Source organism: Fictibacillus macauensis ZFHKF-1, from assembly GCF_000269865.1.
GTDB classification, from domain to species: domain Bacteria; phylum Bacillota; class Bacilli; order Bacillales; family Fictibacillaceae; genus Fictibacillus_C; species Fictibacillus_C macauensis.
In genome coordinates this window covers 39,801-63,450 of record NZ_AKKV01000026.1, presented here as the reverse complement: position 1 = coordinate 63,450, position 23,650 = coordinate 39,801, and the positions used below count along the sequence as shown (strand labels likewise).

26 protein-coding genes are annotated in these 23,650 nt (G+C 41.8%); all 26 read left to right on the top strand.

The annotated features are described in order from the left end of the window. The first annotated feature begins 38 nt into the window (after positions 1-38). Positions 39-1,871, top strand: a complete 1,833-nt coding sequence (gene dnaK / locus A374_RS10815; protein ID WP_007202246.1) for a molecular chaperone DnaK — start codon at positions 39-41, stop codon at positions 1,869-1,871. Between the two features lie 152 nt (positions 1,872-2,023). After that, positions 2,024-3,148, top strand: coding sequence for a molecular chaperone DnaJ (dnaJ, locus tag A374_RS10810; RefSeq protein WP_007202245.1), 1,125 nt, complete (start codon positions 2,024-2,026; stop codon positions 3,146-3,148). Positions 3,149-3,176: 28 nt separating this feature from the next. Beyond that, a complete protein-coding gene (gene prmA / locus A374_RS10805) occupies positions 3,177-4,133 on the top strand; it encodes a 50S ribosomal protein L11 methyltransferase (protein ID WP_007202244.1) in 957 nt (318 codons plus the stop codon). A 5-nt stretch (positions 4,134-4,138) separates the two neighbouring features. Then, a complete protein-coding gene (locus A374_RS10800; protein WP_007202243.1) occupies positions 4,139-4,891 on the top strand; it encodes a 16S rRNA (uracil(1498)-N(3))-methyltransferase in 753 nt (250 codons plus the stop codon). Positions 4,892-4,897: 6 nt separating this feature from the next. Next, entirely contained in the window at positions 4,898-6,250 is a 1,353-nt protein-coding gene (mtaB, locus tag A374_RS10795) for a tRNA (N(6)-L-threonylcarbamoyladenosine(37)-C(2))-methylthiotransferase MtaB (protein WP_007202242.1), read from the top strand. A 77-nt stretch (positions 6,251-6,327) separates the two neighbouring features. Beyond that, positions 6,328-6,996: a deoxyribose-phosphate aldolase gene (gene deoC / locus A374_RS10790; protein ID WP_007202241.1), complete on the top strand. Its 669-nt coding sequence runs from the start codon at positions 6,328-6,330 to the stop codon at positions 6,994-6,996. 114 nt (positions 6,997-7,110) lie between these two features. Next, entirely contained in the window at positions 7,111-7,284 is a 174-nt protein-coding gene (gene rpsU / locus A374_RS10785; RefSeq protein WP_007202240.1) for a 30S ribosomal protein S21, read from the top strand. Between the two features lie 14 nt (positions 7,285-7,298). Continuing rightward, positions 7,299-7,745, top strand: coding sequence for a GatB/YqeY domain-containing protein (locus tag A374_RS10780; protein ID WP_007202239.1), 447 nt, complete (start codon positions 7,299-7,301; stop codon positions 7,743-7,745). A gap of 127 nt (positions 7,746-7,872) precedes the next feature. Then, the gene (locus A374_RS10775; RefSeq protein ID WP_007202238.1) at positions 7,873-8,724 is read left to right on the top strand and encodes an NfeD family protein; all 852 of its coding nucleotides are present in this window, start codon (positions 7,873-7,875) and stop codon (positions 8,722-8,724) included. A 2-nt stretch (positions 8,725-8,726) separates the two neighbouring features. After that, positions 8,727-9,719, top strand: a complete 993-nt coding sequence (gene floA / locus A374_RS10770) for a flotillin-like protein FloA (protein WP_007202237.1) — start codon at positions 8,727-8,729, stop codon at positions 9,717-9,719. Between the two features lie 2 nt (positions 9,720-9,721). Next, the gene (locus A374_RS10765) at positions 9,722-10,084 is read left to right on the top strand and encodes a hypothetical protein (protein ID WP_007202236.1); all 363 of its coding nucleotides are present in this window, start codon (positions 9,722-9,724) and stop codon (positions 10,082-10,084) included. 160 nt (positions 10,085-10,244) lie between these two features. Further along, positions 10,245-10,529, top strand: coding sequence for a sporulation protein YqfC (gene yqfC, locus A374_RS10760; RefSeq protein WP_007202235.1), 285 nt, complete (start codon positions 10,245-10,247; stop codon positions 10,527-10,529). 29 nt (positions 10,530-10,558) lie between these two features. Next, on the top strand, positions 10,559-11,752 hold the full coding sequence (gene yqfD, locus A374_RS10755; protein ID WP_007202234.1) for a sporulation protein YqfD: 1,194 nt from the start codon (positions 10,559-10,561) through the stop codon (positions 11,750-11,752). 5 nt (positions 11,753-11,757) lie between these two features. Continuing rightward, entirely contained in the window at positions 11,758-12,723 is a 966-nt protein-coding gene (locus tag A374_RS10750) for a PhoH family protein (RefSeq protein WP_007202233.1), read from the top strand. Positions 12,724-12,838: 115 nt separating this feature from the next. Further along, the gene (locus A374_RS10745) at positions 12,839-14,962 is read left to right on the top strand and encodes an HD family phosphohydrolase (RefSeq protein WP_007202232.1); all 2,124 of its coding nucleotides are present in this window, start codon (positions 12,839-12,841) and stop codon (positions 14,960-14,962) included. A gap of 9 nt (positions 14,963-14,971) precedes the next feature. Next, entirely contained in the window at positions 14,972-15,442 is a 471-nt protein-coding gene (gene ybeY, locus A374_RS10740; RefSeq protein WP_007202231.1) for an rRNA maturation RNase YbeY, read from the top strand. Between the two features lie 5 nt (positions 15,443-15,447). Continuing rightward, on the top strand, positions 15,448-15,819 hold the full coding sequence (locus A374_RS10735) for a diacylglycerol kinase family protein (RefSeq protein ID WP_007202230.1): 372 nt from the start codon (positions 15,448-15,450) through the stop codon (positions 15,817-15,819). A gap of 50 nt (positions 15,820-15,869) precedes the next feature. Continuing rightward, complete coding sequence (locus A374_RS10730) at positions 15,870-16,268, top strand: cytidine deaminase (RefSeq protein ID WP_007202229.1); 399 nt, start codon at positions 15,870-15,872, stop codon at positions 16,266-16,268. Continuing rightward, positions 16,261-17,169 carry a GTPase Era gene (gene era, locus A374_RS10725; protein WP_007202228.1) on the top strand — a complete coding sequence of 303 codons (909 nt, stop codon included), beginning with the start codon at positions 16,261-16,263 and terminating at the stop codon, positions 17,167-17,169. Before A374_RS10730 ends, era begins: the two co-directional genes overlap by 8 nt. Positions 17,170-17,259: 90 nt before the next feature. Further along, a complete protein-coding gene (locus A374_RS20035) occupies positions 17,260-17,400 on the top strand; it encodes a YqzL family protein (protein WP_007202227.1) in 141 nt (46 codons plus the stop codon). 35 nt (positions 17,401-17,435) lie between these two features. Continuing rightward, the gene (recO, locus tag A374_RS10720; RefSeq protein WP_007202226.1) at positions 17,436-18,179 is read left to right on the top strand and encodes a DNA repair protein RecO; all 744 of its coding nucleotides are present in this window, start codon (positions 17,436-17,438) and stop codon (positions 18,177-18,179) included. A gap of 91 nt (positions 18,180-18,270) precedes the next feature. After that, positions 18,271-18,921: a transcriptional regulator CcpN gene (gene ccpN, locus A374_RS10715; RefSeq protein ID WP_040340548.1), complete on the top strand. Its 651-nt coding sequence runs from the start codon at positions 18,271-18,273 to the stop codon at positions 18,919-18,921. A gap of 22 nt (positions 18,922-18,943) precedes the next feature. Then, a complete protein-coding gene (locus tag A374_RS10710) occupies positions 18,944-19,768 on the top strand; it encodes a pyruvate, water dikinase regulatory protein (RefSeq protein ID WP_007202224.1) in 825 nt (274 codons plus the stop codon). Positions 19,769-20,026: 258 nt separating this feature from the next. Next, complete coding sequence (locus A374_RS10705) at positions 20,027-20,506, top strand: YaiI/YqxD family protein (RefSeq protein ID WP_007202223.1); 480 nt, start codon at positions 20,027-20,029, stop codon at positions 20,504-20,506. Positions 20,507-20,589: 83 nt separating this feature from the next. Beyond that, a complete protein-coding gene (dnaG, locus tag A374_RS10700; protein WP_007202222.1) occupies positions 20,590-22,404 on the top strand; it encodes a DNA primase in 1,815 nt (604 codons plus the stop codon). 33 nt (positions 22,405-22,437) lie between these two features. Next, positions 22,438-23,568, top strand: coding sequence for an RNA polymerase sigma factor RpoD (rpoD, locus tag A374_RS10695; protein ID WP_007202221.1), 1,131 nt, complete (start codon positions 22,438-22,440; stop codon positions 23,566-23,568). Positions 23,569-23,650 lie beyond the last annotated feature (82 nt).

Here is a 23,650-nt window from a genome sequence, read left to right as displayed (position 1 = left end):
GCTTTAATATTACATAAATAGATGGAGGGAATTTTACAATGAGTAAAATTATTGGTATTGACTTAGGTACAACAAACTCTTGTGTCGCTGTCATGGAAGGCGGAGAAGCAACAGTAATTCCAAATCCAGAAGGAAGCCGTACAACACCATCCGTTGTAGCATTTAAAGACGGCGATCGTTCTGTAGGGGAAGTAGCAAAGCGTCAAGCGGTTACGAATCCAAACACAATCATTTCAATTAAGCGTCATATGGGAACACAACATAAAGTAGAAGTTGAAGGAAAAGGATATACACCTCAAGAAATTTCTGCGATTATTCTTCAAAAATTAAAAAATGATGCAGAAAGCTACCTTGGTGAAAAAGTAGAGCGTGCGGTTATTACAGTTCCTGCTTATTTTAACGACGCACAACGTCAAGCAACAAAAGATGCTGGACAAATCGCGGGTCTAACCGTTGAACGTATTATCAACGAACCAACAGCTGCAGCACTAGCGTACGGTCTTGAAGAAGATACAGATCAAAAAATCCTCGTATTTGACCTTGGTGGTGGTACGTTTGACGTATCCATCTTGGAAATTGGCGATGGAAACTTTGATGTACTAGCAACATCTGGTGACAATGAACTTGGTGGAGATGACTTTGACCAAGTGATCATCGATTACCTTGTACAACAATTTAAACAAGAAAACGGCATCGATCTTGCGCAAGATAAAATGGCGCTTCAACGTTTAAAAGATGCAGCTGAAAAAGCGAAAAAAGAACTTTCAGGTGTTACACAAACACAAATTTCTTTGCCATTTATCACAGCTGATGCAACAGGTCCAAAACATTTAGAATTATCTCTTAGCCGTGCGAAATTTGAAGAGCTTTCTTCTGATCTCGTTGAACGTACAATGGGCCCTACTCGTCAAGCATTAAACGATGCTGGTTTCTCACCTAACGACATCGATAAAGTAATCCTTGTTGGTGGATCGACACGTATTCCTGCTGTTCAAGATGCGATTAAGAAATTCACTGGTAAAGAGCCATTTAAAGGCGTGAACCCAGATGAAGTTGTAGCACTTGGGGCTGCCATCCAAGGTGGCGTTATTACAGGAGATGTAAAAGACGTTGTATTAGTTGACGTAACACCACTATCACTTGGTATTGAAACACTTGGTGGCGTATTTACGAAGCTAATTGACCGTAACACGGCAATTCCTACGACGAAGTCACAAGTATTCTCCACAGCAGCTGATAACCAGCCATCTGTAGATATTCACGTGCTTCAAGGTGAGCGTGAAATGGCGGCACACAACAAAACGTTGGGTCGTTTCCAATTAACAGATATTCCTCCAGCACCACGTGGTGTACCACAAGTCGAAGTATCCTTCGATATTGATGCGAACGGAATTGTAAATGTACGTGCAAAAGATCTTGGTACGAACAAAGAACAATCGATTACAATCAAGTCTTCTTCAGGTCTTTCTGATGAAGAAATTGAAAAAATGGTAAAAGACGCAGAAGAAAATGCGGAAGCTGATAAGAAGAAACGTGAAGAAATCGATCTTCGCAACGAAGGCGACCAACTTATTTTTGCAACAGACAAAACGTTGAAAGACCTTGAAGGTAAAGTAGACGAAGCTGAAACGAAAAAAGCAAACGATGCAAAAGAAGAGCTGAAAAAAGCGCTTGAAGGTGAAGATCTTGAAGCGATCAAAACAGCAAAAGACGCATTGAATGAAATCGTTCAACAACTTTCTGTGAAGCTTTATGAGCAAGCGGCACAAGCGCAACAAGCAGCTCAAGGTGAAGCAGGCGAAAAGAAAGCGGACGACACAGTCGTTGACGCTGAATATGAAGAAATGAACGATGATGAAAAAAAGAAATAAAGAAGTAAGAAACAAAAGTCAAAGTCAGGCGATCATCTTGGCTTTGACTTTTTTTCTGTTTGCTCGCGCTAACAATTTACAGTTTCATCTTGTAATATGAAAAGAAACAGTGGTAAGATAATTTTTATGTGAAGATTCGGGAGTGGAATTCTATGAGTAAACGTGATTACTATGAAGTGCTCGGGTTGGACAAAAATGCATCCAATGACGAGATTAAGAAAGCCTACCGTAAATTAACAAAGCAATATCATCCAGATGTGAATAAAGAAGCGGATGCTGCGGATAAGTTCAAAGAAGTTCGTGAAGCCTATGACACGCTAAAAGATCCACAGAAAAAGGCGCAGTACGACCAGTTCGGTCATACCGATCCTAACCAAGGATTTGGGGGTTTTGGGGGAGCTGGTGCTGATTTCGGCGGATTTGGCGACATATTTGATATGTTCTTTGGCGGCAGCGGTGGCGGTAGAAGAAATCCAAATGCACCTCGTCAGGGCTCGGATTTGCAATATAATATGCACCTGAAATTTGAGGAAGCAGTGTTTGGAAAAGAAACAGAAATTGAAATACCAAAAGAAGAATCGTGTGATACGTGTAACGGTTCTGGAGCAAAACCTGGTACGAAGCCAGAAACATGCTCGCACTGTAACGGCTCCGGTCAAATGAATGTTGAACAAAATACGCCATTTGGAAGAATTGTGAACAAACGCGTATGTAACTATTGCAGTGGCACAGGTAAAATCATTAAAGATAAATGTAAAACGTGTCACGGCAAAGGCAAAGTAACAACAACGAAGAAAATTAAAGTGAAAATTCCAGCAGGCGTTGATAACGGGCAGCAAATCCGCTTATCAGGTCATGGTGAACCAGGTGTCAATGGCGGTCCTGCTGGTGACTTGTACGTCGTATTCCAAGTGTTGCCGCATGAGTTTTTTGAACGTGATGGCGATGACATTTATTGTGAAATGCCGATTACGTTTGCGCAAGCGACGCTTGGCGATGAAATCGAAGTCCCAACGCTACATGGTCGTATTAAATTAAAAATCCCAGCTGGTACACAAACGGGCACGAATTTCCGTTTGCGTGGCAAAGGGGTTCAAAACGTGCGCGGTCGTGGGCAAGGAGATCAACACATTCAAGTGAAGGTCTTTACACCAACCAATCTTTCTGATAAGCAAAAACAATTGTTACGTGAATTTGCCGAAGAAAGTGGCGGCGTACCTGAAGAACAGCAAGAGTCCTTTTTTGATAAAGTAAAAAAAGCCTTTAAGGGCGAGTAACAGAGTTTAGGAATGGAGTTGATAGAATATGAAATGGTCAGAAATTAGCATTCATACTACCCAGGAAGCAGTAGAACCAATCTCAAACATTCTTCACGAAGCAGGTGCAAGTGGTGTTGTGATTGAGGATCCTGAAGATTTAGTAAAAGAACGGACTTCGGTATATGGGGAGATCTATCAACTCGATCCTAACGATTATCCGGAAGAAGGCGTTATTGTTAAAGCCTATCTACCTGTTACAAGCTTTCTCGGTGAAACGGTTGAAGAAATTAAAGTCGGCATTAATAACTTAATAACTTATGATATTGATCTTGGACACAATCGTGTATCAATCAGTGAAGTGAATGAGGAAGAATGGGCAACGGCTTGGAAAAAGTATTATAAGCCTGTGAAGATTTCTGAGAAAATTACGATCACGCCAACGTGGGAAGACTATGAACCGGTTAGCTCCGATGAAGTCATTATTGAGCTTGATCCTGGCATGGCTTTTGGAACAGGCACACATCCTACGACCGTTATGTGTTTACAAGCGATTGAGAAGTATATTACCCAAGGCGATCATGTCATTGATGTAGGTACAGGTTCTGGTGTATTAAGCATCGCTGCGGCACAATTAGGAGCAGCGAACGTAGAAGCATTTGACTTAGATGAAGTAGCTGTAACGAGCGCGCGCTTGAATGTGAAGCTTAATAAAGTGGCGTCTACGGTCACAGTAGGGCAAAATAATCTTTTAGAAGGCATTGAAGGACCTGTTGATGTTATTGTCGGGAACTTGCTTGCTGAAATTATTTTGTTATTTGTTCCAGATGCCGCAAGGGTGCTTAAGAAGGATGGTTACTTTATAACGTCAGGCATTATTCAAGGAAAGAAAAATGACGTGAAGCAATCTTTGCTTCAAGCGGGCTTTGAGATTGTCGAAACGCTTGAAATGGAAGATTGGGTAGCGATCATTGCGAAAAACAGCGCTGACACGAAAGAAGGATAAGCGGGATGCAACGCTATTTTGTTTCAGAGCAGCAAATGTCTTTAGAGAACGTCCTCCTCTTAGGTGATGATGCCAACCACATTACGCGCGTCATGCGGATGGCAGAAGGAGATGAAATTCTTTGCTGTGATGGCAACGGGCGAACAGCTCGTTGTAAGATTGTGTCATTAGCGAAAGAAGAAGTTTCTGCAACGGTTGTTCAATGGCTAACCGAAGAGAAGGAACTACCGATTCAAGTGACTATTGCCCAAGGGTTACCGAAAGGCGATAAGTTAGAAACAATCGTTCAAAAAGGGACCGAGCTTGGTGCCCATGCTTTTTTACCGTTCTCCTCTTCACGGTGTATCGTTAAATGGGATGAGAAAAAAGGAAAAAAGAAAGTGGAACGACTAGAGAAAATTGCAAAAGAAGCAGCGGAACAATCGCATCGACAAGTGATACCGACGATTGAACCGCCGATTTCTTTTAAGCAATTACTAGCAAAAGCGAAACAATTTAAATACAAAATGGTAGCATATGAAGAGGAAGCAAAAGCGGGGGAAAAACAACAGCTTGCTCAGTTGTTAACAACGATGGACGCAGCGCAAGAAATGCTTTGTGTCATCGGTCCTGAAGGCGGCTTGAGCAGTGAAGAGGCAAGTCAGCTACAAGAAGCCGGCTTTCTTTTATGTGGCTTAGGCCCACGTATTTTGCGAACCGAAACAGCCAGTACGTATGTGCTCGCTGCTCTTTCCTATCATTTTGAATTAACGAGGTGATTGAAAATGCCGTCAGTGGCTTTTCATACATTAGGCTGTAAAGTAAACCATTACGAAACAGAAGCGATTTGGCAACTGTTTCAAGCGGATGGGTACGAGCGTCGAGAATTTGAACAAACAGCTGATGTTTATGTGATTAATACATGTACAGTAACAAATACAGGGGATAAAAAAAGCCGTCAAGTGATTCGACGTGCCATTCGTAAAAATCCGGATGCGGTCATTTGTGTAACGGGGTGTTATGCACAAACGTCGCCAGCAGAAATTATGGCGATTCCAGGCGTAGACATCGTCGTTGGTACACAAGATCGTCATAAAATGCTTACGTATATTGCACAATTTAAAGAAGAGCGTTTGCCGATTAATGGCGTGAGCAACATTATGAAAGCACGTGTGTATGAAGAGTTAGACGTGCCATCGTTTACAGATCGTACACGCGCCTCTCTCAAGATTCAAGAAGGCTGTAATAATTTTTGTACGTTTTGCATTATTCCGTGGGCACGAGGCCTTCTGCGCTCTCGTGACGCAAGTGAAGTCATTACACAAGCGCAACAGCTTGTGGATGCAGGCTATAAAGAAATCGTGCTTACAGGCATTCATACAGCAGGCTATGGTGAGGATCTAAAGGATTATAATTTCGCTATGTTGCTTAAAGAATTGGACGAAAAAGTGGTTGGATTGAAACGACTGCGTATTTCTTCCATCGAAGCAAGTCAAATTACGGACGAAGTGATTGCGGTTATGGATGCGTCGGATACGATTGTTCCGCATCTTCATATTCCTCTTCAGTCCGGCTCTGACTCTGTTCTTCGTCGGATGCGTCGTAAATATACGATGGACATGTTTGCCGATCGCATTGGCAAACTAAAAAAAGCATTGCCTGGTTTAGCGATTACCTCCGATGTGATCGTAGGTTTCCCTGGCGAGACAGAAGAAGAGTTTATGGAAACGTACAATTTTATCCGTGATCATAAGTTTTCTGAGCTTCACGTGTTTCCGTACTCAAAACGTACGGGTACCCCTGCGGCGCGCATGGAAGACCAAGTACCAGAAGATGTGAAGAATGAACGCGTGCATCGCTTAATTGAGCTATCGAATCAATTGGCAAAAGAATATGCGTCTCATTATGAAAATGAAGTGGTTGATGTTATTCCAGAAGAGGAATATAAAGAAGAAGGCGTAACAGGTCACTTCGTGGGCTATACATCGAACTATTTAAAAGTTCGTTTCCCAGCGCGTGAGGATATGATCGGTAAGCTTGTCAAAGTAAAAATTACAAAAGCAGGCTATCCTTATAACGACGGGCAATTTGTTACCATTCTTGAAGAAAATACGATTGCTAAAGCAATCAATGTATAAGGATTACGAAAAAGCTCGGTATATACCGGGCTTTTTTTTCAAACCCTATTGTTAAAAAACAAAAGAGGGTGCTTGGTATGGATGTTGCCAAAATGATCGATCATACCGCTTTAAAGCCGGAAACGACGGTCAAGCATATTCTCACGCTATGTGAGGAAGCAAAAAGATACGGTTTTTACTCAGTATGTGTTAACCCTTTTTGGGTGTACACAGCTTTTGATCATTTAAAAAAATCATCGGTGCTCGTCTGTACGGTCATCGGGTTTCCATTTGGTGCGACCACTTCAGATGTGAAAGCATTTGAAACGAGAAACGCGTTGCAAAATGGCGCGCGTGAAATTGACATGGTCTTAAACATTGGCGCTCTAAAAAGCGGTGATGACACGATCGTTACGCAAGATATTGCGGCAGTTGTGGAACAAGCAGCGAAAGGAAATGCGCTCGTTAAAGTCATTTTAGAAACGTCCCTTTTAACAGAAGAAGAAAAGGTGAGAGCATGTCAGCTGGCGGTGAAAGCTGGTGCGCACTTTGTTAAAACGTCCACAGGCTTTTCAAGCGGTGGAGCGACAGTAGAAGATATTGCATTGATGCGCAAAACGGTTGGACCTACGATCGGCGTAAAAGCCTCAGGCGGCATTCGGGATCCCGAAACGTTTCAAAAAATGATCGATGCGGGGGCTACAAGAATCGGCGCAAGTGCAAGCGTTGCCATTGTGGAAGGACGGGCATCGGATTCAGATTATTAAAACAAAACTGTTTCTTGTTGACCATTATCATTTCGTATATTATAATTGCAAAAGATATGTGACGCATTTAGGCTATGTTTCGTAGCTTAGATGGTCTGGAGGGAGGGAAAGAAAATGGCAGAAACTCGTGTTCGTAAGAACGAATCCATTGATGATGCTCTTCGTCGTTTTAAAAGATCCGTTTCCAAAGATGGAACTTTGGCTGAAGTTAAAAAGCGTAAACATTATGAAAAGCCAAGCGTTAAACGTAAGAAGAAGGCTGAGGCAGCAAGAAAGCGTAAGTTCTAAGTGAGGTGTAAGTAATGAGTCTTCTTGAACGATTGAACCAAGACATGAAACAAGCGATGAAGGACAAAAATAAGCAAAAGCTTTCGGTGATTCGTATGGTGAAGGCATCCCTTCAAAACGAATCCATCAAGCTCGGACGCGACATAAATGAAGAAGAAGAGCTTACTGTTCTCGCACGTGAAATGAAACAAAGAAAAGACTCCCTCCATGAATTTGAAAACGCAGGTCGTGAGGATTTAGCAGAAGGCATTAGAGCCGAAATTGCGATCATCACCGATTATATGCCAAAGCAGCTGACAGATGATGAGGTTAATGATCTCGTTTTAGCAGCCATTCAAGAAGTGGGTGCTACATCTAAAGCACAGATGGGCAAGGTAATGGGAGCTGTATTGCCTCACATTAAAGGCAAAGCAGATGCATCACTCGTAAGCCGCCTTGTTCAACAACATTTATCAAAATGATCTATAGACGCCCTTAAAGGTTCCTCCTTTAAGGGCGTCTTTTTGCATTTTTTTAGGCATTTTCGCCGAAAAATTTAAATTAAGGGAAACTTTTCCTAAGAAGTATCGTAAAATGGAGAGGAGGGGAGTGGGTGTTGTGAAAAAGCTGACTGCGTTCTTTTTTGGAATCTTTGTTCTTGCAATGGCTGTCATAGGGGGAAAAGTAGGGTATGCGCACCCTTCACCGGTCCCATCTACAGTATACATAGCCGACAGCCATCTCGTAGAAATGGCAGGAGAAAAGACGCAAGCAAGTGATGAGACGTTTCTGGAGAAAGTAGGAAAGTGGACGACGCATCCGGTAGTCATCGTCCTCCTTTTAACCATTGGTTGTTTAGGCATTGTGATCGAGCTCTTTACACCTGGGTTTGGCATTCCGGGAGCCATTGGAACGGCGTCTTTCTTCCTGTACTTCTTCGGTCACTATTTGGCGGGCGTTGCAGGGGTATATCCAGCGATTATCTTCTTCATAGGGCTATTCCTCCTTTTTCTTGAAATATTCGTTCCAGGTGGTATTCTGGGCGTTATTGGCTTAGGAGGAGCCGTGTATGGTCTTGTCCTTGCTGCTGGCTCGTATACCGTCATATTAAGTGCGCTCGTCATCGCCTTAAGTGTAACGGTCATTGGCGCATACTTCTTTTTGCGCGTGTTCGGTTACAATGGTCCGTTAAAAAAACTGGTGCTCTTTGATAGTACGAGTAATGAAAAAGGCTATGTATCGAGTAATGAGCGCAAAGAATTGATCGGCAAAGTAGTGCTTGCGCTCACGCCGCTTCGACCAGCAGGGACCGCCGACTTCAATGGAGACAGACTTGATGTGGTGACAGAAGGAACGTTTATTGCGAAAGGAACGCACGTGAAGATTGTAAAAGTAGAAGGTGCACGTATTGTCGTTCGGGAAGTAGAAGAACATAACTCATTAACAAAAGGGGATGAATAAAGATGGGATCACTTATATTAGTCGGCGTTATTGTTATTGCCGTCATTATTCTATTTACATTTGTACCGGTTACGCTTTGGATTTCGGCGTTAGCAGCAGGCGTAAAAGTAGGCATTTTCACCTTAATTGGCATGCGTTTACGACGCGTGACACCGTCACGTGTTGTAAATCCGCTCATTAAAGCGCAAAAAGCAGGCTTGAACCTATCAACCAATCAATTAGAAAGTCACTATTTAGCTGGTGGTAACGTTGACCGTGTCGTGAATGCTATTATTGCGGCGCATCGTGCGAACATTGATTTAAGCTTTGAACGTACAGCGGCTATTGATTTAGCAGGTCGTGACGTCTTACAAGCCGTGCAAATGAGCGTAAACCCAAAAGTCATTGAAACGCCTTTTATTGCAGGGGTTGCCTTAAATGGTATTGAAGTGAAAGCGAAAGCAAAAATAACGGTTCGTGCTAATATCGATCGTCTTGTTGGGGGCGCGGGTGAAGAAACAATCATTGCTCGTGTTGGGGAAGGCATTGTTTCAACCATTGGATCGAGCGTGGATCATAAGAAAGTATTAGAAAATCCAGATACGATTTCGCAAACGGTTCTTTCTAAAGGCTTAGATTCCGGAACCGCTTTTGAGATTTTATCCATTGATATAGCGGATATTGATATTGGCAAAAATATTGGTGCGGCGTTACAAACCGATCAAGCGATGGCTGATAAAAATATTGCGCAAGCGAAAGCGGAAGAGCGCCGAGCTATGGCAGTCGCTAATGAGCAAGAAATGCTAGCCAAAGTACAGGAAATGCGCTCTAAAGTAGTGGAAGCAGAAGCACAAGTACCGCTAGCGATGGCCGATGCTCTACGCTCTGGGAAACTAGGCGTATTAGATTATGCGAATTTAACGAATGTGATGGCGGATACGTCGATGAGAGAATCCATTAGCAAATCGACCGATCCTCAATCAGGAGATGACTTACCGAATTCTAAAGGAGAGTAAGGATGGAAGATCTCTTAAAACATGTTCCTTTCCCAGTATGGATTATTGTTGTCGGCCTGATCTGGACCTTTATTAAAAAAATGAGTGGCAGCGATCCAGAAGACTCGTCAACAACGAAACAAAAAAAGAAAAAGAGTAAGAAAAAAAACGAGAACAAAAATAAAGAAGCAGAAACACGACCAGAAGAAGTCAGCATGCCACTTCCTATGATTGCTCACGAAAAAACGATTCTTCATGAAAGAAATCGCTATCGTGATCGAAGCACTGAGTTGACGGTAAGCGTAGATCGCAAGCAAGTAGTGCAGGCCATTGTCTGGTCTGAAATTCTTAGCAAACCACGCGCGTATCGTAAGAAAAACAATTAACTTTATACCCTTTCTTTAAAAGAACATGTCGCAGTTTCCTGTGATGTGTTCTTTTTTTTGTGGCGTTTATAAGAATCGCCTAACGACCTTCGTTCCTTTGTAAAAAGTGTGATAGCGCGCCTTCTTTTCTCATAGAAATAAAAGGAGAGGGGTGTTAGGAATGGGGAAGTGGAGACAACAGGTAACAAAATGGATGGTAGAGAAATTAGACCTCCCCGCGGATGCCATGATGGATCTGCCCCGCATCACGATGATCGGTCAACTTCATATTTATATTGAAAATCATCGTGGCGTTATTTCGTTTTCAAATGAACAATTAATGCTGCGCCTTAAAACGGGTTCTCTTGTTATTAAAGGACGTGATTTCGTGATAAAAACGATTTTGCCAGAGGAAATATTACTTGAGGGTGCGATTGACGGTGTTTATTATGAAACACCATCTTAATAAAAGGCCGTTGTTAGGGGGAAAGGTACATGAAAAAAGATTGGCTAGAGCCTGTGTCTAATCATGTGAAAGTAGAAGTGCGAGGAAAGCAGATTGAAACGTTTATGAATGCTTGCTTAGAAAAAAAGCTAGCAATTTGGGAGGTTCGTCGCACTTCGCCAGAAACGGTATCGCTTTGTTTTTATACGAAAGATTTAAAAAAGATTTCTGCGGTTTTAAAAAAGACAGGCTGTAAGCTGCGCTTTTTAGAAAAGATGGGCTGGGCTTTTTGGTTGCTACGCTTGTGGCGAAGAAATGGAATTGTGCTTGGAATACTTGCTTTTTTTGTTGCCGTCGTTCTCTTATCAAACATGGTTTGGAATATAAACGTCACTGGAGCAAATCCTAAAACAGAATACGAGCTAATTAAGGCTGCGAAAAAAATCGGTGTAACGAAAGGGAAATTTATTTTTCTGCTTCCCAATGTTCGTGAAATACAGCGCAGGCTAACGAATGAAATGGATAACGTTACGTGGATTGGTGTTGGCTTACACGGGACAACCTTTACGTTCCAAGTTGTTGAAAAAGATATTCCAAAACGAGAAAAAACAGCCTCTCCACGTCATTTAGTGGCAAAAAAAGATGCGGTGATCCATGATATGTTCGTTGAAAAAGGACAGCCCGTTGTATCGATCAATCAATATGTCTCTAAGGGCAGTCTGCTCGTTTCAGGTTATATTGGCAATGAACAGCATGCGGAGCTTGTTCCGGCAAAAGGGGTAGTCATGGGAGAAACGTGGTATACATCAAAGGTTTCTGTACCGCTTGTTACGCATTTTAATACGTATACAGGCCGCTCTTCCTCCCGTCATTTTTTGAACCTTTTTGGTGTTTCTATACCTGTTTGGGGCTTTAGCGAAGGCGATTATAAGCATAAGGAAGAAAGTGAAGATGAGACACCGTTAAAGTTTTGGAAGTGGACCATGCCACTTTCCTATGAGAAAAAACAGTATCGTGAAACAGATGGCGTAAAGCGAGAATATACGAAAGAAGAAGCGATTCTCGCTGGTAAAAAAATGGCGTACAAAGATGTCGCTAAACGGTTGCCGCCCGGATCAAAAATTATTGATGAAAAAATTTTGCGGATGACTGTTTCTAATGGTAAAGTTAATTTATCGATGCATTACCAAGTAATAGAAAATATTGCATCTGAGCAACCTATACCTATCCAACAAGGAGACTGAGTCGTTTGACAGAACCGATTAAATTACACCGCTTGCAACTCGAAAATCAAGCAGAAGCACAAGCCCTCTTTGGTCCAAATGACGCCTTTCTAACCATCATTGAGGAGAAGTGGGATGTTACGATTGTTTCGCGTGGAGAAGGCATTTCTGTCGCTGGCACTGCTGAACAAACACAAAAGGTCGAGGATGTGCTGTTAACGTTATTAACACTCATACGAGGCGGTATGCATCTTTCCCAACGTGACATTGTGTATGCCGTGCAATTAGCCGATCAAGATATGCTAGATGAAATGAAAGAACTGTATTCTGAAGAAATTACAACGAACGTGAAAGGCCGTCCGATTCGTGTAAAAACATTAGGGCAACGTCATTATGTATCCGCCATGCAAAAGCGCGATCTCGTTTTTGGGATTGGTCCAGCAGGTACAGGAAAGACGTATTTAGCCGTTGTGATGGCGGTTGCCGCCTTAAAAGAAGGACGCATTAAGAAAATCGTTCTAACGCGCCCAGCTGTCGAAGCGGGTGAAAGTTTAGGATTTTTACCGGGTGATTTAAAAGAAAAGGTCGATCCGTATTTACGACCGCTGTACGACGCGCTTCATGATTTATTAGGAGCAGAGCATACAGAGCGTCTCATTGAACGTGGGACGATTGAAATTGCCCCTCTTGCCTATATGAGAGGACGAACGCTTGATGAATGCTTTGTTATTCTTGATGAAGCACAAAATACAACGCCTGAGCAAATGAAAATGTTTTTAACGAGACTTGGTTTTGGCTCAAAAATGGTGATTACCGGTGATGTCACGCAAATTGACCTACCGCGGGGAAAAGAATCAGGTTTAAAAGTAGCAGAACGGACATTACAAGGTGTGCACGGCATTTCAATCATTGCATTGAAACAGTTAGACGTCGTTCGCCACCCACTTGTACAACGAATTATTGCCGCGTATGAGACGAGTGAGGAGAACTAGAGAAAAAGCGGGACGGGTTTTTTAACCTGAAAGCTTTTTCTTTTTTTTATAAGTACCTTCCATGTCCAGTTTTTGTTACTATAATAATGAGCAGAAACAAGCGGAGGTTATACAATTGACGAAGCAAAAACAGAAGGTGTTGAAGTGGAACCAAACTTCACCGAAACAGGCAAAGGTACTGTTATTTGTTTTATTAGGATGCATTGTGTATGCAATGCTCGTAAGTAACGTCCGACCAAATACGGTCGATGTGGAAACGTATTCTTATTCGCCTCGCGACATTCAATCACCGATCACGATTGAAATGAAGGAGGAAACACAGAAGAAGCAAGGTGAAGCGGCGGATCAAGTGGATAATATTTATTCGTACGATAAAAACAGTCCATTGACGCAAGCGACAAAGTCGAGTGATTTGTTTAAAGCGATTAAAAAAATTAACGAAACCGAAAAAAGTCACAAGGACAAAGAAGACACCCTTTCTCTTGACCAAAAAATTGAGCAAGTAAAAGGTCTTGTAGATAACGAAAAAATCTCCCCAGATGCGTATGAAGCACTCTTTAAGGCTTCTTCCAATGACTTGGATACCGCACGAGAATTCACCTCTTCTGTGATCAGTGAAACCGAAAGCAATAAGATTACGTTAGGACAGGTCGATGATTATCGCGAGCGCGCAGAAAATAAAATTCGCCAAAATTTAAAACTTCCTCGTGCGCTCATGAATGCGGTTGTAGAAATTACAAAAAATAATATTGTGTCAAATTATTTGTTAAATGTGGATGAAACAAAGGCCGCCAAACAAAAAGCCATCGATGAAACAGAGCCGGTTGTCATTAAAGAAGGCGAAATTATTGTTCGCAAAGGCGATGTTGTAACACCAGAGAAATTTAAACAACTGAAGCTTGTTGGTTTGCTAGATAAGGAAACGGGTTTTTATCCGTATACAGGATTATTTCTTTTTGTTCTGATTCTCATGGTCGGCTTGTATTATTTATTACAGGAGTCGCCAACAAAAGAACGGATCACGAAAAAAACGATGCTTCTGTATATCATTCTTGTCACCTTTACCCTCCTGTGCATGAAGCTTGTTAGCTTTGCCGATAAAATGGAGATTGATGGGATTTACTTTGTCGCACCATTTGCGGCAGGTGCCATGATGATTAAGATGTTGTTAGACGAACGAACCGCGATTATAAGCAGCTTCTTTTTTGCCTTATGCGCTAGCTTACTTTTTAATGAAGGCTCGACAGGCACCTTTAATTTTTCGCTAACCTTTTATGTGCTTGTTGGATGCTTATCAGGTGTTTTATTTTTAGGAAAGCGTCATTACAAAACACGGATCCTGAAAGCCGGTACATTTGTTGCCTTCGTTAATGTGTTGTGTATTTTAAGTATTTTATTTTTGCAAAACGCGAAGTACACGATCGGGCAAGTTGGCATTGAGCTTGGTCTTGGCTTATTATCTGGTTTTGTTTCAACGATTCTGGCACTTGGGTTAATGCCGATGTTAGAATCGTGGTTTCAAATTTTATCAACTACAAAGCTTATTGAGCTCTCGAATCCAAATCACCCTCTGTTGCGAAAGTTATTAATTGAAGCACCAGGGACGTATCATCACTCCATTATGGTTGCTAATTTAGCAGAAGCAGGCTGTGAATCGATTGGAGCTAATGGGTTGGTAGCAAGAGTCGGGGCGTACTATCATGATATTGGGAAAACGAAACGTCCGCACTTTTTTATTGAAAACCAAATGAACATGGAAAATCCGCACGACAAAATTGCGCCGCAACTATCGAGTACAATAATTATTGCTCATCCGTATGACGGCTCAAAAATGTTAAAAGAGTACAAGCTGCCCCAAGAAATTATCGATATTGCTGAGCAGCATCACGGTACGTCTTTGCTACGTTATTTTTACATTAAAGCAAAGGACCAATGCGGAAAAGAGATTCCTGAATCGGATTTCCGCTATCCGGGGCCGAAAGCCCAAAGTCGGGAATCGGCAGTAGTGGGCATTGCAGATGGAGTTGAGGCGGCTGTTCGCTCGCTTTCTAAACCAACGCCTGTAAAAATTGATGCGATTATTCGCAAAATCATTACGGAGCGACTAGAGGATGGTCAATTTGATGAATGTGAATTAACATTCAAAGAACTTGATACCGTCGCACAAACGCTAAGTGAGACGTTAAATGGAATTTTTCATTCGCGTATTGAATATCCAGAACAGCAATTGAAAAAGTAGGTGGAAAAAATGACGTTACACATTGATTTTACAGATGAAACAGAACAAGTAACCGCACAGCAAGAACAAGACGTTCGGAATCTCTTAGAAAAGGCAGCAGAAATGGAAGGCATTACGGGAGACGCTGAAGTATCGATTACCTTCGTGACGGATGAAGTGATTCATGAAATAAACAAGCAGTACCGCGATAAAGACCGGGCAACCGATGTTATTTCATTTGCGATGGAAGAAATGGGAGAAGGAGAGCTTGAAATTTCTGGTGCAGATCTGCCACGCATCTTAGGTGACATTATCATCTCCCTTGATACGGCGAAAGAACAGGCTGAGGAATACGGTCATTCGCTTTCAAGGGAAATTGGATTTTTAACGCTTCATGGCTTTTTGCATCTGCTCGGTTATGATCATATGACAGAAGAAGATGAAAAAGAAATGTTCGGTCGTCAAGACGAAATACTGCAAGCATTCGGCTTAGCGCGGTAAGCTTCATGCATAAGCGAATGCATCGCTTTAAGCAAAGCTTCCTTCATGCGGCACGCGGAATTAAAACCGCGTTCCAAGGCGAGCAAAATATTTTTATTCATGTAGGAGTGGGTATTCTTGTTACCCTAGTGGCAATGTTTCTCCACTTTTCTGCAGAAAAAATGGCGCTCCTTTTGCTTGTAATTGGTGGAGTGATTGCCTTAGAAATCGTGAATACGGCGATTGAACATCTTGTTGACTTAGTAACAGAGGAGTATCATCCGTTAGCAAAAAAGGTAAAAGACCTCGCTTCGGGAGCGGTTTTGGTTTTTTGTGCAATTGCTGTTATAATCGGATTACTCCTATTTTTACACCCGATTGCTTCTTTACTGCATTAGATGAATGTACAAGTGTTGATCATAGATAAGGAAAAGGAGGCGGCTATACAATGGACAAGAAACAGCTTATTGAAGAAGCGCTTACAGCAAGAACGTTTGCTTATGTTCCCTATTCCAAGTTTCCCGTCGGTGCGGCTTTATTAAGTAATGATGGGAAGGTTTATCGCGGAGCGAACATAGAGAATGCAGCTTATCCTATGACGAACTGTGCGGAACGGACGGCGCTTTATAAAGCGGTGTCTGAAGGAGATACACAGTTTGTTGCGATTGCTGTTACAGCGGATACCGATCGACCGGTTCCACCATGTGGTGCTTGTCGGCAAGTATTGTCAGAGCTTTGTCCGCCGCAAATGAAGGTTTATTTAAGTAATTTAAAAGGAGATATTCAGGAAACGACTGTGGAAGCATTGCTTCCGGGCGCGTTTTCACCGGGGGATTTACATGAATAAAACAGGTTTCAAATCAGGCTTCGTCTCCATCATCGGTCGACCGAATGTTGGAAAATCAACATTGTTAAATCATATTATCGGTCAGAAGATTGCCATCATGAGTGACAAGCCTCAAACAACACGTAATAAAATTCAAGGCGTTTACACAACAGAAGATGCACAAGTTGTCTTTATTGATACACCTGGCATTCATAAACCGAAGCATCGCTTAGGCGACTTTATGACGAAGATTGCCCAACAAACGCTTCGTGAAGTGGATTTAATACTGTTTGTTGTGAATGCAGAGGAAGGCTATGGTCGAGGCGATCAGTTTATTATTGATAAGCTTGAGCAAATCGATCAGCCTGTCTTTTTAGTAATCAACAAAATTGATACGATTACGCCAGATAAGCTGTTTCCATTGATCGAGTTTTATTCGTCAAAAATCAATGTGCAGGAAGTGATTCCGATTTCCGCGCTTCAAGGAAATAACGTGAACACGCTCATGACGCAAATAACGAATTATTTAGAAGAGGGACCGCAATATTATCCGGAAGATCAAGTAACTGATCATCCAGAGCGCTTTATTGCAGGCGAACTCATTCGGGAAAAAGTGCTTCACTTAACACGAGAAGAAGTGCCTCATTCCATTGCTGTTGTCATTGAAGAAATGAAAACACGCGAAGAGCGTAATGTGGTGTTTATTCATGCCACGGTGATCGTTGAACGAAAATCACAAAAAGGCATTATTATCGGTAAGCAAGGATCGATGCTGAAGGAAATTGGGAAGCGAGCACGTACAGATATTGAAAACTTATTAGGGTCCAAAGTGTTTTTGGAATTGTTCGTAAAAGTCCAAAACGATTGGCGCAACAAGCTCAGTAACTTAAAAGAGTTTGGCTTTAATGAGGATGAATATTAAACTTCCAATTTTTCCTTCACATGAAAAGTAAAAGGAAGGTAACCATAAGGACAAGAAGTTAAAAAAACAACGTGAAAGGTGGAACGGTCCATGAAAGAATTTACCTGGAAGGTATTTTGTGAAACGGGCAATATTGATACCTATTTGTTGTTTAAAGAACTAGAAGGAGACGTTGTAGCTCAAAGTGATCAACCTGATTTCTTTACAGGGCTCGATGCTCCCATCCAATAAGGTGCCTTCAATTATAAAACCTGGTGGTGGGATTAATGCTACAAAAGGTTGAAGGAATTGTGATTCGTAAAGTAGATTACGGCGAAAGCAATGTAATACTAACGCTTTTTACGAGAGAAAACGGAAAAATTGGCGTAATGGCAAGAGGGGCGAAAAAACCAAAAAGTCGCCTCTCTTCTGTTGCGCAGCTTTTTACATACGGCTATTTTGTGTATCAAAAAAACCGCGGATTAGGGTCGCTCAATCAAGGCGAAATCATTGATTCGTTTCGAGGCATTAAAGAAGACTTATTTAAGACGGCGTATTGTGCCTACATGGTTGAATTTTTAGATAAAGTAACTGAAGAAAATGGCCCAAATCCCTATTTATTTGAGCACTTACATCAATCGTTTCATCTTCTTGATGAAGGCGTCGATCCGGAAGTCATTCTCTCTATTTTTGAAATGAAAATGCTCGTGCAAGCGGGGATTGGCCCGCAAGTAAATCGCTGTGTTCATTGTGGACGAACGGAAGGTACGTTTTCGTTTTCCATGAGAGAAGGCGGCTTTCTTTGTGAGCGCTGCCTAGCGATCGATCCCAATGTGTTACCGCTAACACCGGCAGCCGCGCGTTTGTTGCATTTGTTTTATCACTTTGATTTGCAGCGTTTAGGAAACGTAACGCTTAAACAATCAACGAAAGATGAGATCCGTACCGTGCTCTCGATGTACATTGAAGAGTTTTCGGGCATCTATTTTAAATCTAAAAAATTTCTCAATCAATTAAGCAAATTTCAATAAAAAGAAAGAATTAGTAGATTTTTTTTCGTTTGAACCCTTAATTAGTATATAATGTTTAATTAAGAGTATGTCACATTTAACATATGCTAAGGTGGTGGGAACAATCGAACTGAACAAACGGCAAGAGACAATCTTACAAATTGTAAAAGATCATGGACCAATTACAGGAGAACATATTGCAGATCGTCTTCATTTAACGAGAGCGACGCTACGCCCCGATCTAGCAATTTTAACGATGGCGGGGTATTTGGATGCTCGCCCGCGCGTCGGTTATTTTTACACGGGAAAAACAGGCTCACAAGCGCTCACAGAAAAGATTAAGAAAATTCAAGTGCATGAATTTTCATCCATTCCAGTTGTTGTCTCTGAATCTTCAACAGTGTACGAAGCCATTTGTACGATGTTTTTGGAAGATGTAGGAACGTTATTTATTGTGAACAAGCAAGCGCACCTCGTAGGTGTTGTTTCAAGAAAAGATTTGCTGCGGGCAAGCATGGGCCAGCAAGATTTAAATGCAATGCCAATTAATATTATTATGACGCGCATGCCGAATATTACGTTTTGTCTGAAAGAGGATTACTTATTCGATGTCGCGCAAATTTTAATACAGAAGCAAATTGATGGCCTTCCTGTCGTGAAAAAGTCCGAACAGGATGATGGGTTTGAGGTCATTGGTAGAATTACAAAAACGAATATTACGAAAGCGTTCGTTGAACTTGCAAAAGACGAGATGATTATTTGATGGATATACACAGGAGGTAGAAATGTCAGTTCTTAGAAAACGTCCGGTGGTTTACATAGTATCTGATTCGGTTGGGGAAACAGCAGAACTCGTTGTGAAAGCAGCAGCGAGTCAATTTAATTCAGCGGCACTTGAACTAAAACGCGTTCCTTATGTTGAAGATAAAGAGACGATTAAAGAAGTCGTAGCACTCGCAAAAGAGCAAGAAGCACTCATTGCCTTTACGCTCGTGATCCCTGAAATGAAAGACTGTTTGCTTGAAGAAGCGGCGGCTAGCCAGGTGGTGGCCATTGATATTATCGGACCGATGATGACGAACTTGCAAGGCTTGCTTCAACAAGTGCCACGATATGAGCCTGGCATTGTTCATCAATTGGATGATGATTATTTCCGAAAAGTAGAGGCGATTGAATTTGCTGTCAAATATGATGATGGTCGCGATCCTCGGGGGATTTTAAAAGCGGACATCGTATTGATTGGTGTTTCGAGAACATCCAAAACGCCGCTCTCTCAATATTTAGCGCACAAGCGTTTGAAGGTGGCTAATGTGCCGCTCGTTCCTGAAGTAGAACCACCGGAAGAGCTGTTTAAAGTATCGCCACGAAAATGTTTTGGCTTAGGGATTACGGCGGAAAAGTTAAATGATATTCGCAAAGAACGCCTCATGGCTCTTGGTTTAAATGCGGAAGCAAACTATGCCAACATGAACCGCATTCATCAAGAATTGGCGTACTTTGATGCAATCGTTAAAAAAATTGGGTGTCGGGTCGTAGATGTTTCCAACAAAGCGGTAGAAGAATCAGCGAATCATATTTACAACATTTACATCGGAAAAAGCTATCGTTAATGGCTGACTGTAGCTGGTCAACGAAGAAATCGTGCGGATAAAGAGAGATTCGCACGATTTTTTACGGGCATTTTTTCTAGCTTTATTCATAGTTTTTAGTTATAATATAAAATTGTGATTAAAAGTTATAAAGTACACCTAGAATAAGGTTAGAAATGAATGGATCCGCGTGTTTTGTAATCATTTGTTAAAGAAAAACAACGTTTAAAAACAAAATGAGGTTTTCTTCGACAGAATGTGTTTAGGAGAAGGAATCTTATGGAGGATGTAGAAATCTACAATATGTCTGATTCTATAAGGAAAGTATGGGTGGATGGCGACGCTTGTCCAGGCCCTATTAAACGAGCGATTATCGAACAATGTCGGGAAATGTCGTTGCTTGTATCATTTGTTATTTCTTATGCACACTTTACAGAGCCAGAACAGGGGATAGAATGGGTAGTCGTTGATTCGGAGGCGGAAGCGGTTGATTTGTATGTGATGAATCACAGTGCTTCTGGTGATGTTGCTGTTACGCAAGATTATGGATTAGCGAGCATTCTCATGAAAAAAGGCGTTACAGTTATTCATCCTCGCGGGTACATGTATAGTGAAGAAGAAATGGATCGCTTGTTATTTGAGCGGTACTTGTCGGGAAAGGAGCGGCGAGCCGGCCATCGAACGAAAGGTCCCGCTAAGTTTTTAACAAGTGATGTAGAGCGTTTTTGCAAGCAATTTAAAAAAATCGTCGAATGTTGAAGGATTTTACGGAAAGATAACGAAATACTATACCCTGTGTGATTTTTTTCACAGCTGGGAATGTAAATAAAGTGGTGTTGACCATGGAAAGAATTCCAGAGGAACTGATTGAAAAGGTTCGTTCGTCACAAGATATTGTTGATTTGATTGGTGACTATGTATCTTTGAAAAAGCAAGGGCGCAACTATTTTGGACTCTGTCCATTTCATGGTGAGAAATCCCCTTCTTTTTCTGTATCTCCTGAAAAACAAATTTATCATTGCTTCGGCTGTGGAGCTGGTGGAAATGCCTTTTCCTTCTTAATGAACATAGAAGGCTTTTCGTTCTTAGAAGCCGTTCAACAGATTGCTTCTAAAACCGGTATTAGCTTGCCACAGCTACAACAACAGCCATCCGGTAAGAAAGCCGATGATAAAGTCGCAATGATGGAGGCTCATGAGCTATTGGCTAAGTTGTATCATCATTGTCTTGTCAATACAGCGCAAGGAGCCAAAGCATTGCAATATTTGAAAAATCGGGGATTTGACGAAGAAACAATTGCTCGGTTTCAAATTGGTTATGCGCCAAATTCATGGGATACAGCAACGAGCTTTCTCATGCGTCGTAATGTGCCGCTAGAACTTTGTATGCAGGCAGGATTGCTAGGCAAGCGAGAGTTTGATGGCAAATATTTCGATCGATTTCGAGACCGTATTATGTTTCCGATTTGGGATCGAAACGGTAAAACAATTGGTTTTGGGGGACGCATACTTGATGAAGGCGAACCCAAATATTTAAACAGCCCAGAAACGCTCATTTTTAACAAAGGTTCGAATCTATATGGCATGCACCTGGCAAGACCTAACATGCGCAAGAAACAACAAGCAGTCTTGTTTGAAGGCTATGTAGATACGATCGCGGCTTGGCGAGCAGGCGTAACAAACGGTGTGGCTACGTTAGGAACGTCGCTTACAGACGATCAAGCCAAACTTCTTAAACGAAACGTCGCATCGATTGTCATTTGCTATGACTCCGATCAGGCAGGAATCGAAGCAACCTTTCGAGCATCTAGTATTTTAGCAAAAGCAGAGTGCAACGTAAAAATTGCACAAATGCCAGATGGACTTGATCCCGATGACTATATCCAAAAATTTGGTGCAGAGAAGTTTAACAGGGATGTAATAGGGGCAAGTTTAACCGTAATGGCATTTAAAATCCAATATTTCCGCCGAGGGAAAAACCTTAACGATGAAGGAGAACGCATGCTCTATATCGAAGAGGTAGTGAAAGAAATTAGCTTGCTCAAAAATGCAGTGGAGAAAGACCACTATTTGCGACAGCTTGCTGATGAATTCAATCTCTCGCTGGAAGCGCTGAAACAGCAGCAGTTTCAAATAAACAAGCAACAGAAGCAAAAGCAAAAAAAGGATAATGTTGATACAAACAGGAATAATAAACCTAGAAGTATAACGTATTTAAACAAGCCACTTTTGCCGGCTCACCAAAATGCCGAGCGAATTTTGCTAGCGCATATGCTCAAGAATGCAGATACTGCCATCTCGGTGCAAGAGTTGCTTGGTGCAGGCTTTAACATTGAAGAATATCGTGCGATTGCAGCGTATTTATATGCCTTCTATGAAGAAGGAAATGTGCCAAATGCTGGGTTGTTACTGCAACGCATTGAAGACGAAAAGTTAAAGCGCATCGTTTCGGAACTAGCCATGCTGACTGTGAATGATGATCTTTCCGAAAAGGAAATGAGTGATTATATAAGAAGAATCGCTGACTATCCGAGGTATCTTGAGATTCAGGAAAAGGAAAAGCGCAAGAAGGAAGCAGAACGCGGGCAAGACTTTGCGAAAGCAGCCCAAATAGCAATGGAGATACTTCAAATGAAAAAGGAATTAAAAGGTTCATAATTTTTTTTCTGAAGTGTGGAAGGAGGGGATCGAATGGCTGAGAAACCCAATCGTCGCGAGACGGAAGGCGAATTAACCATCGATCAAGTAAAAGAGCAATTAGTTGAAGTAGGTAAAAAGAACGGGGTGCTCACTTACTCAGTTATCACGAATAAATTAGCCCCATTTGAACAAGATTCGGAACAGATGGATGAGTTCTATAATTTTCTTGAAGAACAAGGGGTCGACGTATCAGATGATACAGATGATGACAGTGAAGAGGAACCGAAGTTTGTAGCAGGAAAAGAAGAAGAAGAAGAATTCGATCTTAATGATTTAAGCGTTCCTCCTGGGGTTAAGATTAACGACCCTGTCCGCATGTATTTAAAAGAAATCGGACGTGTTGACCTACTATCAGCTGAAGAAGAGATTTCTCTTGCTAAGCGTATTGAAGAAGGCGATGAAGAGGCGAAACGTCGACTTGCAGAAGCAAACTTACGTCTCGTTGTAAGTATTGCCAAGCGTTATGTTGGTCGTGGCATGCTCTTCTTGGATCTGATTCAAGAAGGAAACATGGGTCTTATTAAAGCGGTTGAAAAATTTGATTACCGCAAAGGGTATAAATTTAGTACGTATGCAACGTGGTGGATTCGCCAAGCGATTACACGTGCGATTGCTGACCAAGCGCGTACCATTCGTATTCCAGTTCATATGGTTGAAACGATTAATAAATTAATTCGTGTTCAACGTCAGTTACTTCAAGATCTTGGTCGCGAGCCGTCACCGGAAGAAATCGGTGCTGAAATGGAACTGACGCCGGATAAAGTTCGTGAAATTTTAAAAATTGCTCAAGAGCCTGTGTCTTTAGAAACACCGATTGGTGAAGAAGATGATTCACACCTTGGTGATTTCATTGAAGACCAAGATGCGCTAGCGCCATCGGAAGCAGCGGCTTATGAGTTGTTAAAAGAACAACTTGAAGATGTGCTTGATACGTTAACGGATCGTGAAGAAAACGTGCTTCGTTTGCGTTTCGGTCTTGATGATGGACGTACGCGTACTCTTGAAGAAGTAGGGAAAGTATTTGGCGTTACTCGTGAACGTATTCGTCAAATTGAAGCGAAAGCTTTACGTAAGCTCCGCCACCCAAGCCGTAGTAAACGACTAAAGGATTTCCTCGAATAGAAACCATATGAGAAAGCCTGCCTTTGTGCAGGCTTTTTTGTCGTGAAAAAAGGGTGCATTTTGTCGTAATTTCTGTTAAGAT

Excerpts from the sequence above, each read along its gene's own strand:
- dnaK (WP_007202246.1), top strand. The coding sequence starts at position 39 with ATGAGTAAAATTATTGGTATTGACTTAGGTACAACAAACTCTTGTGTC.
- dnaJ (WP_007202245.1), top strand. The coding sequence starts at position 2,024 with ATGAGTAAACGTGATTACTATGAAGTGCTCGGGTTGGACAAAAATGCA.
- prmA (WP_007202244.1), top strand. The coding sequence starts at position 3,177 with ATGAAATGGTCAGAAATTAGCATTCATACTACCCAGGAAGCAGTAGAA.
- A374_RS10800 (WP_007202243.1), top strand. The coding sequence starts at position 4,139 with ATGCAACGCTATTTTGTTTCAGAGCAGCAAATGTCTTTAGAGAACGTC.
- mtaB (WP_007202242.1), top strand. The coding sequence starts at position 4,898 with ATGCCGTCAGTGGCTTTTCATACATTAGGCTGTAAAGTAAACCATTAC.
- deoC (WP_007202241.1), top strand. The coding sequence starts at position 6,328 with ATGGATGTTGCCAAAATGATCGATCATACCGCTTTAAAGCCGGAAACG.
- rpsU (WP_007202240.1), top strand. The coding sequence starts at position 7,111 with ATGGCAGAAACTCGTGTTCGTAAGAACGAATCCATTGATGATGCTCTT.
- A374_RS10780 (WP_007202239.1), top strand. The coding sequence starts at position 7,299 with ATGAGTCTTCTTGAACGATTGAACCAAGACATGAAACAAGCGATGAAG.
- floA (WP_007202237.1), top strand. The coding sequence starts at position 8,727 with ATGGGATCACTTATATTAGTCGGCGTTATTGTTATTGCCGTCATTATT.
- A374_RS10765 (WP_007202236.1), top strand. The coding sequence starts at position 9,722 with ATGGAAGATCTCTTAAAACATGTTCCTTTCCCAGTATGGATTATTGTT.
- yqfC (WP_007202235.1), top strand. The coding sequence starts at position 10,245 with ATGGGGAAGTGGAGACAACAGGTAACAAAATGGATGGTAGAGAAATTA.
- yqfD (WP_007202234.1), top strand. The coding sequence starts at position 10,559 with ATGAAAAAAGATTGGCTAGAGCCTGTGTCTAATCATGTGAAAGTAGAA.
- ybeY (WP_007202231.1), top strand. The coding sequence starts at position 14,972 with ATGACGTTACACATTGATTTTACAGATGAAACAGAACAAGTAACCGCA.
- A374_RS10735 (WP_007202230.1), top strand. The coding sequence starts at position 15,448 with ATGCATAAGCGAATGCATCGCTTTAAGCAAAGCTTCCTTCATGCGGCA.
- A374_RS10730 (WP_007202229.1), top strand. The coding sequence starts at position 15,870 with ATGGACAAGAAACAGCTTATTGAAGAAGCGCTTACAGCAAGAACGTTT.
- era (WP_007202228.1), top strand. The coding sequence starts at position 16,261 with ATGAATAAAACAGGTTTCAAATCAGGCTTCGTCTCCATCATCGGTCGA.
- A374_RS20035 (WP_007202227.1), top strand. The coding sequence starts at position 17,260 with ATGAAAGAATTTACCTGGAAGGTATTTTGTGAAACGGGCAATATTGAT.
- recO (WP_007202226.1), top strand. The coding sequence starts at position 17,436 with ATGCTACAAAAGGTTGAAGGAATTGTGATTCGTAAAGTAGATTACGGC.
- A374_RS10710 (WP_007202224.1), top strand. The coding sequence starts at position 18,944 with ATGTCAGTTCTTAGAAAACGTCCGGTGGTTTACATAGTATCTGATTCG.
- A374_RS10705 (WP_007202223.1), top strand. The coding sequence starts at position 20,027 with ATGGAGGATGTAGAAATCTACAATATGTCTGATTCTATAAGGAAAGTA.
- dnaG (WP_007202222.1), top strand. The coding sequence starts at position 20,590 with ATGGAAAGAATTCCAGAGGAACTGATTGAAAAGGTTCGTTCGTCACAA.
- rpoD (WP_007202221.1), top strand. The coding sequence starts at position 22,438 with ATGGCTGAGAAACCCAATCGTCGCGAGACGGAAGGCGAATTAACCATC.